Source organism: Actinocrinis sp. (assembly GCF_035938995.1).
GTDB lineage: Bacteria > Actinomycetota > Actinomycetes > Streptomycetales > Catenulisporaceae > DASZGI01.
The window spans coordinates 1-7850 of the sequence record NZ_DASZGI010000071.1; the positions used below are offsets into that span (position 1 = coordinate 1).

Consider the following 7850-nt stretch of genomic DNA (forward strand, 5'->3'; position numbering starts at 1 on the left):
GCGTCGCCCTCGGCGATGTTCGCGGAGAGGTAGATCGGGGGTTCGACGTCTGCTGCGATCAGGCGGGCGGTGACTTCGGCGACGAGGAGTTGGGCGATCACGGCGTTGCCGATCGAGGAGACGGCGCACACTTTTCCGCCGCCGGGCAGGGCGAGGACTGCGTCGCCGTAGGGGGCGCCGTTGTCGATGACGACGTCGGCGAGTTCGAACAGGCGCTTGCCGGAGGGGTGGCGGGAGGTGATGGCCGAGGAGTGGGCGAGGGAGGTGATGGCGATCACGGGGTGGCCGGCGGCGCGCGCGACGGAGGCCATTTCGACGGTGGCGCCGTTGCCGCCGGACTGTGAGCCGATGACCAGGACGTCCGCGGGGCCGATCGGTGCCAGGTCCCAGACGCGGCGGGCGAGGTCGGGGTCGCGTTCGGCTTTCGGGTCGGCGAGTCGTTCGGCCGGTTCGCCGCCGAGCAGCACGATGTCGCGCAGGACCAGCTTGTTGGTGGGGATGAGGCCGCCGGCGCGTCCGCTGAGTTCCATCGCCAGCGCTTCAGAGTGTCCGGTGCCGAAGACTTGGAGGACTCCGTCGACGCGCAGGGAGGAGGCGACGAGCTCCGCGGCTTTCTCGATGGCTGGGCCCTGCGTCGATTCGATGTGCGCGAGCTGTTCGCGTACTGCCGCGAGGAACGCTGCGGAGTCGATGGGCGCGGGGTTGGTGGAGCTGGTCGGCGCGGGGTCGACGGGCACGGTGGCTCCCGGGTTGTCGGCGGCGGATATGGGTCGGCGGTGGGGCGGGGTCGGCGATTCAGCGGCACGTTACTGCACGGGGGGTGGGGTGTGAATCAAGAGCGGAGGGGTCGGATGGTGGCGGGTGGACGGCGGCTTGGGTGTGGGCGTTTTCTCGGGTTTCTCATACGGCGCGCTCACGCGGCTCCGACGCCCAGCTCAGCTTTGGGCCTTAGCATGGGCGCGTCGCGCTCTGCGGAGTGGCGGCCTTCGGAGCCGACGAACGGGTGGGAACTGCGAACATGGGTGGATTCGGGCAGCGGACGGGTGTGCCGGGGCGGACCGCGTCGCCGTGGGGCCGCAGGCCTGCCCGGGTGAAGATCAGCCCGGTTTTCCTGTGCATCGTCGCGGTTGCGGTGACGGGCGGCGTCGCGACGTGGCAGGGGTATGGGAACGCACGGTTCGCGACGTTCGTGTTCGTGTTCGCGGCTTATTTCGTGGTGCTGTGTCTTCACGAGTTCGGGCACGCGTATTCGGCGCATCGGGCCGGGGACGCGGGGGTGGAGGCGCGCGGGTATCTGGATCTGAATCCGCTGCGTTACATGAATCCGGTGCTGAGCATCCTGTTGCCGGCGATCTGGCTGATCATCGGGGCGTTGCCGCTGCCGGGCGGGGCGGTGCTGGTGAATCGGGCGGCGGCGCGCAGCCGGTGGCAGGCGAGCCTGATCTCGGCGAGCGGGCCGCTGATGAACATCGTGTTCGCGGGGCTGGCGATGGCGGCGGTCGGGATCTGGGCGCCGTCGGATGTCGACGTGTTGTACGGGTCGCACGCGGTGTTCTGGTCGGGGGTCTCGTTTTTCGCTTGGATCCAGCTCGCTGTAGCGCTGCTTAATCTGATCCCGGTGCCGGGCTTGGACGGTTACGGGATCGTCGAGCCGTACCTGCGGTACGAGACGCGGCGGGCGTTGGAGCCGATCCGGCCGTACGGGATCTTGCTGGTGTTGTTGCTGCTGGCGGCGTTCCCGCCGGTCAGGGACGGCTTCTCGCATCTGATGAATTCGATCTGGTCGGGTCTCGCGCTGCCGGGCGATGGTCCGGGCTTCGGGCAGTACAACTTCCAGTTCTGGAAGCACTGAGCGGGCGGGGCGCGGGCGGCGGCTGCGGACGGCTGGCGGCGACCGCCCGGAAGTGAGACGATCGGCGGCAGTCCGGGGACGCCCATAGGGCGCCACGAGATCTTTTCCGAGGAGTCTTGCGCCATGTCTACTGTCGGCATGTCTTCAAGTGCGTCGGCCGCGTCTGCACCGGCCGGGGCGAACGAGCCCAAGCTCACCCTGTACGGCGGTTCCAACGGTGTCGGGCGGCGGGTCACCGTGCGCGACCTCGCCCTGGCGAAGCAGCGCGGTGAGCGCTGGCCGATGTTGACCGCCTATGACGCATTGACCGCGGGGGTGTTCGACGAGGCCGGGATCCCGGTTTTGCTGGTCGGGGATTCGGCGGCGGACAACCACCTGGGGTACACGAACACGGTTCCGGTGACCGTGGACGAGTTGATCATGTTGACGGCGGCGGTGGTTCGGGGCACGAAGCGGTCGCTGGTGGTCGCGGATCTGCCGTTCGGGTCGTACCAGGCGTCGGCGAAGCAGGCGCTGGAGACCGGGACCCGGTTCCTGAAGGAGGCGGGCGCGGGCGCGGTGAAGCTCGAGGGCGGCCGCCGGGTGGTGCACCAGGTGGAGGCGCTGGTGCAGGCCGGGATTCCGGTGATGGCGCATCTGGGGCTGACGCCGCAGTCGGTGAACGTGTTGGGCGGTTACCGGGTGCAGGGGCGCAGCGACGAGGAGGCTGAGCGGCTGCTGGCGGACGCGAAGTCGCTGGAGGCGGCGGGTGCGTTCGCAGTGGTGCTGGAGCTCGTGCCGGAGGAGCTGGCGGCGCGGGTGACGGAGCTGCTGACGATTCCGACGGTCGGGATCGGCGCGGGCGTGCAGTGTGACGCTCAGGTGCTGGTGTGGACCGACATGGCGGGGATGACGCCGGGCAAGGCGCCGCGGTTCGCGAAGAAGTACGCCGACATGCGGACCGTGTTGCGCGATGCTGCGCAGGCGTATGCGTCGGACGTGGTCAACGGGGCGTTCCCGGCGGCGGAGCACACTTTCCACTAGTTCTGCCGGTTCGGCCGGTGATCTGGGCGGCCGCCTGGCACGATGTCCCGTATGGACAGAGTCCAGGCGGCTGCTCTGCGTGATCTGCTGGCTGCGGTGGGGCCGGGGTCGGGCTGGGTGGAGGCGAGCGCGGAGTTCGGGTCGGCGTTGCGGCGGGCGCCCCGGCGGCCGGGGGCGCTGCTGGTGGCGGGTCCCGCGGATGACGAACCCTGGCATTTCGCCGCGCATCTGTCCGAGGAGGCGCGGTGGGCCGGGGTTCCGGAATTGGCGCCGGTGCTGGTGAGGCACGACCCGCCGGTTGACGCGCCGACGCATCTGACGGTCGGGTTGGAGAGGTTGGCGGCGGCGGAGCGGGGTGAGGCGCTGATGGTCGTCGCGCAGCAGGATCCGGCGGATGCGTTGTTGGAGCGGATCGGGGACGCGCGGCGGCGGGGGGCGCGGATTCTCACCTTGGATCAGGGCGCGGTGGAGTTGCGGGGGCTGGCGCATGAGGCGTTGACCGTGCCGACCGATCCGGGGCCGTTGACGTTCGATTCTGCGCAGCATCTGGTGTCGTTGGCGGCGGGGGAACGGGCGTCGTCGAGTGGGGGCGGCGGGCTGCGTGCGTGGTTGGGGCGGTGGGTCGACGCCGTGAGCGGGCAGCGGGTGGAGCGCTGGTGACGGGGCGGTTGTGACCGGATGATGGCGGCCGCGCGGGCGGTAGCCAAGCGGTCGTGACCGGGCCATGGTGACCGCACGGCGGCGCGGGCGGGGCTCTCAGTCGTCACCGTGGTCCCAGGCGGCGTTGCGTTCTTTGACCTTCTGGAGCGCGTTCTCGGCCTCTTCGCGGGTGTCGTAAGGGCCGAGGCGGTCTTTGGCCTGGCAGCCGACCTCGCCTTCGACGCGGTGGTGCTTGATGCAGTAGTACCACTGGGGGTGTCCGTCGGTCATGGCCGGTCTCCTTCGGCGGGGCGGGCGGTTGTGGGTCGTCGGGGGAATCCTGCCCGGGGCGGGGGTTTTAGACTCATGGGCATGGCTTCCCTGGTTCCCGGTACTTTGTCGCCTACTCGTTCCGTCCCCGCTGATATCGCCCGCCCGGAGTATGTGGGCAAGTCGGCGCCGACGCCGTATACCGGGCCGGACGTGCAGTCCGCGGAGACGCTCGAGAAGATGCGGATCGCGGGGCGGATCGCGGCGCAGGCGCTGGCCGAGGTGGGCGAGGCGGTCAAGCCGGGGATCACGACGGACGAGCTGGACCGGATCGGGCACGAGTTCCTGTGCGACCACGGCGCTTATCCGTCGACGCTGGGCTATCGGGGGTATCCGAAGTCGCTGTGCACGTCGGTGAACGAGGTGATCTGCCACGGGATCCCGGATTCGACGCTGCTGAACGAGGGCGACATCGTGAACGTCGACATCACGGCGTTCATCGGCGGGGTGCACGGGGACACGAACGCGACCTTCGAGGTGGGCGAGGTGTCGCAGGAGGCGCGTCTGCTGGTGGAGCGGACCCGGGAGTCGTTGGACCGGGCGATCAAGGCGGTGCGGCCGGGGCGGCAGGTGAACGTGATCGGGCGGGTGATCGAGTCGTACGCGAAGCGGTTCGGGTACGGGGTGGTGCGGGTGTTCACCGGGCACGGGATCGGGTCGGCGTTTCACAGCGGCCTGATCATCCCGCACTACGACGATCCGCGGGCGGACACGGTGTTCCAGCCGGGGATGACGTTCACGATCGAGCCGATGCTGACGTTGGGGACGATCGAGCACCGGATGTGGGCGGACAACTGGACGGCGGTGACTGCGGACGGGAAGCTGACGGCCCAGTTCGAGCACACGATGGTGGTCACGGAGGACGGCGTCGAGCTGCTCACGGTGCCGTAGGCGGGGCTGCGCGGTGGCTGCAAAGTGGCTGCGGCCGGGAACTGGAACTGGCGACCGGCCTGGTACGGCTCGCCTGGGCGGCGTCAACCGGTCCGGGCGAGCCCGTCGGAGCGACCTAGTCGGCGACGGCTTCGCAGGCGTCGGCGAGGGCGCTGAGTAGGCGCAGCGGGTCGGGCAGCGGCGCGCGGGGTTCGTGGATCCAGCGGGCTGTGCCGCCGCTCACCGCGCGGGAGGGTGGGATCAGGACGTAGGAGCCACGGTTGTGCCAGCGCAGTCCGGGGCCGCCGACGCCGGTCTCGGGGGCGGCGTCGAGGGCGCAGGGCCACCATTCGTCGGTGAGGACATCGTCTTCGGCGCCGGGGCGGGCTGCGGTGAAGAACAGGTGACGGGTGCCGTCGGCGGAGGCGGCGACCGGGCCGACGGGTTCGGCGGCGGCGGTGAGGGCGGCGAAGGCGAGACGTCCGGCGGCTGCGGGGACGTCGAGGACATCGTGGGTGCGTCCGGTGGGGGTGGCGAAGTTGGTGCCGGGCAGACGCAGGCGCCAGCGGTCCAGTTGCGCGGGGTCGGCGCTGGCTTCGGTGCTCCAGCCGTAGGAGAGCGGGTGGGCGCCGGGGTCGGGACAGCCGACGCGGCTACAGGAGCAGCCGGGTCCGCGGGGGGCGGCGGCGGGGACGAGGGCGAAGCCGCGGGCGATGAAGTCCGCGAGCGGGTCGGTGTCGTCGCGTTTGCGGCGCATTCCGGGGATCCGGGCGCGGGCCGGTGCTCGGTCGGTCGCTGCCATCCTCGGCTTGCCTCCTTCCCGCCTGCCGGGGCAACGAGCGGCTGGTGCGGGCGGCTACCGGCCACTCGGTGGATTCCCGGAGGTATGGGGCGCTCCCCCGGGCTGGGTCTTAGTCTACGGGGCGGGGCGGACGGGTGTGGGGTGAATCCGGGATCGAGTGGCGGGGTGGCATTGAAAAGCCCTGTTTCGGTGTGGCGGTGCGAGGGTGCGTTGCCGATCGGGACGGCTGGCTCGCGGCGGTGTCGTCGCTGGCCATGGCGCGGATGCGGGTGCCGCGCACGTAAATCCCGCGCACGTAAATCGGGGTGCGCTCACAGAGCGTGCACGTACACTGAAGAGGTATCAGGGCCTTCGGCCGCCGGGTTCCGTGCGGTGCGAGGGCACGGGGGTCGCGTGGCACGGGGCGTCGCGGTCTGGCGGGGAGAACGCGGCCTCCGTGCCGGCCCGCGCGGTCGGCGGCGTGGGGCCCGGGGTCGGGGTGACCAGCGGATTTCGCGACTTCCGCAGCGCCCCGTTATGCTGGTGCGGTAACCATGTGATGCCCGCGCGCCTCCCATCGCCCGGAACCCGTTGAGATTACGGGTGGTCCGGGCGGCTTTACGCAGAGGGAACCCCTCGGTCGGACCTTTCGGCCGCACAGGCGCGGCATTGCCCCGAAATAGGGCCCGTACCTGTGATCGGCTCGGCGGCGCGCTCTTCCTGCGCTCTCTGACGCCTCCTTGCACGTGCCGTTCGACCAGGAGGTCGTACCACCATGTCCGTAGACACCATGCTGGAGAGCGCCGCGCCTTCGGGCGCCGAGCAGTCCGGCGCGGCGGCGCAGGCCGTCGAAACCAACGCTCCCGCGGCGCACGCCGTGGTCGAGACCGGCACCGAGGTGACGTTCGCGTCGCTCGACCTACCGAAGCCGCTGGTCAACGTCCTCACCGAGGCCGGCGTCGTGACCGCTTTCCCGATCCAGGCGGCGACGATCCCGGACGCGCTGTTCGGCCGGGACGTGCTGGGCCGTGGCCGGACCGGTTCCGGCAAGACCCTCGCGTTCGGGCTGCCGGCCCTCGCCCGGCTGGAAGGGCTGCGGGCCGCTCCGCGCCGTCCGCTGGCGCTGGTGCTGGTTCCCACCCGGGAGCTGGCGATGCAGGTCGAGGATGCGCTGCGGCCGTACGCGCGGGCGATGCGGCTGCGCATCCGGTCCGTGTACGGTGGCGCCCCGATGCGGAAGCAGATCGACGGGCTGCGTTACGGGGTCGAGCTGCTGGTGGCGACGCCGGGCCGGCTGTCGGACCTGATCGAGCGGGGCGAGTGCGAGCTCGGCGACGTCGACATCGCGATCCTGGACGAGGCGGATCAGATGTGCGACATGGGCTTCCTGCCGCATGTCTGTGAGCTGATGGACCAGGTCGCCGCCGGCGGGCAGCGGCTGCTGTTCTCGGCGACGCTGGACGGCGCGGTCGATGAGATCGTGACGAAGTACATGAAGGATCCGGCGCTGCACGAGGTGGACCCGCAGGCGGGTGCGGTCACGACGATGAGCCACCACCTGCTGATGGTCGCTCCGCAGCACAAGGCGAAGGTCGCGGCGCAGATCGCGGGGCGGCACGCGGCGGACGGCGGCGCGGACGCGCGGTCGATCTTCTTCGTGCGCACGCAGATGGCGGTGGACCGGGTGACCGAGCAGCTGCGCGAGCGGGGTCTGCCGGCGGCGGGGCTGCACGGCGGCATGACGCAGGTGGCGCGGACGAAGACCTTGGAGGACTTCAAGGACGGGCGCACCCCTGTTCTGGTCGCGACGGACGTGGCCGCGCGCGGTATCCACGTGGACGGCATCGACCTGGTCGTGCACATCGATCCGCCGCGTGACTCGAAGGATTACCTGCACCGTGCGGGCCGTACTGCGCGGGCGGGCCAGAGCGGTGTCGTCGCGTCGCTCGTGTTGCCGAAGCAGCGCAAGCAGGCGCAGCGGATGATGGACGACGCGGGTGTGACGGCCGAGGAGCTGGATGCGGCTCCGGTGGGCCTGGGCGGCAAGTGGGAGGCCGCGAGCACGGCGCTCGTGCAGCTGACCGGGGCGCGCGAGGTGCCGGAGGTGGGCGACGTGGCGGTGTTCACGGTGCCGGTGCGCGAGCGCGAGTCGCGGTTCGAGGAGCGTCGCGCCAAGTTCGAGCGGCGCGACGGCGGCCGGGGCGAGCGCGGTTTCGAGCGGCGGGACGGCCGCGAGGACCGGGGCCGGGACTGGAACCGGGGCCCGAAGCGCGATGAGCGCGGCCCGTCGCGTGACGAGCGCGGGCGCGGCGACGACTCCCGTGGGCGCGGCGGATTCGACCGCGACCGTGGGGG

General features: G+C 71.0%; 8 protein-coding genes. 5 read left to right on the forward strand and 3 right to left on the reverse strand.

The genetic code is table 11. The annotated features are described in order from the left end of the window. Positions 1-737, reverse strand: a 737-nt coding sequence (locus VGZ32_RS04640; RefSeq protein ID WP_326884553.1) for an SIS domain-containing protein, incomplete at its 3' end; no start/stop codon positions are given. A 266-nt stretch (positions 738-1003) separates the two neighbouring features. Between VGZ32_RS04640 and VGZ32_RS04645 the strand changes: the two genes are divergently transcribed. The 3 genes from VGZ32_RS04645 to VGZ32_RS04655 all read left to right on the forward strand — a co-directional run bounded on the left by VGZ32_RS04645 (position 1004) and on the right by VGZ32_RS04655 (position 3535). After that, positions 1004-1852, forward strand: a complete 849-nt coding sequence (locus VGZ32_RS04645; RefSeq protein WP_326884554.1) for a site-2 protease family protein — start codon at positions 1004-1006, stop codon at positions 1850-1852. A gap of 138 nt (positions 1853-1990) precedes the next feature. Further along, positions 1991-2875: a 3-methyl-2-oxobutanoate hydroxymethyltransferase gene (gene panB, locus VGZ32_RS04650; RefSeq protein WP_326884555.1), complete on the forward strand. Its 885-nt coding sequence runs from the start codon at positions 1991-1993 to the stop codon at positions 2873-2875. Positions 2876-2926: 51 nt separating this feature from the next. Then, positions 2927-3535 carry a hypothetical protein gene (locus VGZ32_RS04655; protein WP_326884556.1) on the forward strand — a complete coding sequence of 203 codons (609 nt, stop codon included), beginning with the start codon at positions 2927-2929 and terminating at the stop codon, positions 3533-3535. Between the two features lie 96 nt (positions 3536-3631). Here the strand turns inward: VGZ32_RS04655 and VGZ32_RS04660 are convergent, their stop codons facing one another. Then, positions 3632-3805, reverse strand: coding sequence for a hypothetical protein (locus VGZ32_RS04660; protein WP_326884557.1), 174 nt, complete (start codon positions 3803-3805; stop codon positions 3632-3634). An 81-nt stretch (positions 3806-3886) separates the two neighbouring features. Between VGZ32_RS04660 and map the strand changes: the two genes are divergently transcribed. Further along, positions 3887-4735, forward strand: coding sequence for a type I methionyl aminopeptidase (map, locus tag VGZ32_RS04665; RefSeq protein WP_326884558.1), 849 nt, complete (start codon positions 3887-3889; stop codon positions 4733-4735). 115 nt (positions 4736-4850) lie between these two features. Here the strand turns inward: map and VGZ32_RS04670 are convergent, their stop codons facing one another. Then, complete coding sequence (locus VGZ32_RS04670) at positions 4851-5516, reverse strand: bifunctional DNA primase/polymerase (protein ID WP_326884559.1); 666 nt, start codon at positions 5514-5516, stop codon at positions 4851-4853. Between the two features lie 754 nt (positions 5517-6270). Here VGZ32_RS04670 and VGZ32_RS04675 point away from each other — a divergent pair. Then, positions 6271-7850, forward strand: a 1580-nt coding sequence (locus VGZ32_RS04675; RefSeq protein ID WP_326884560.1) for a DEAD/DEAH box helicase, incomplete at its 3' end; no start/stop codon positions are given.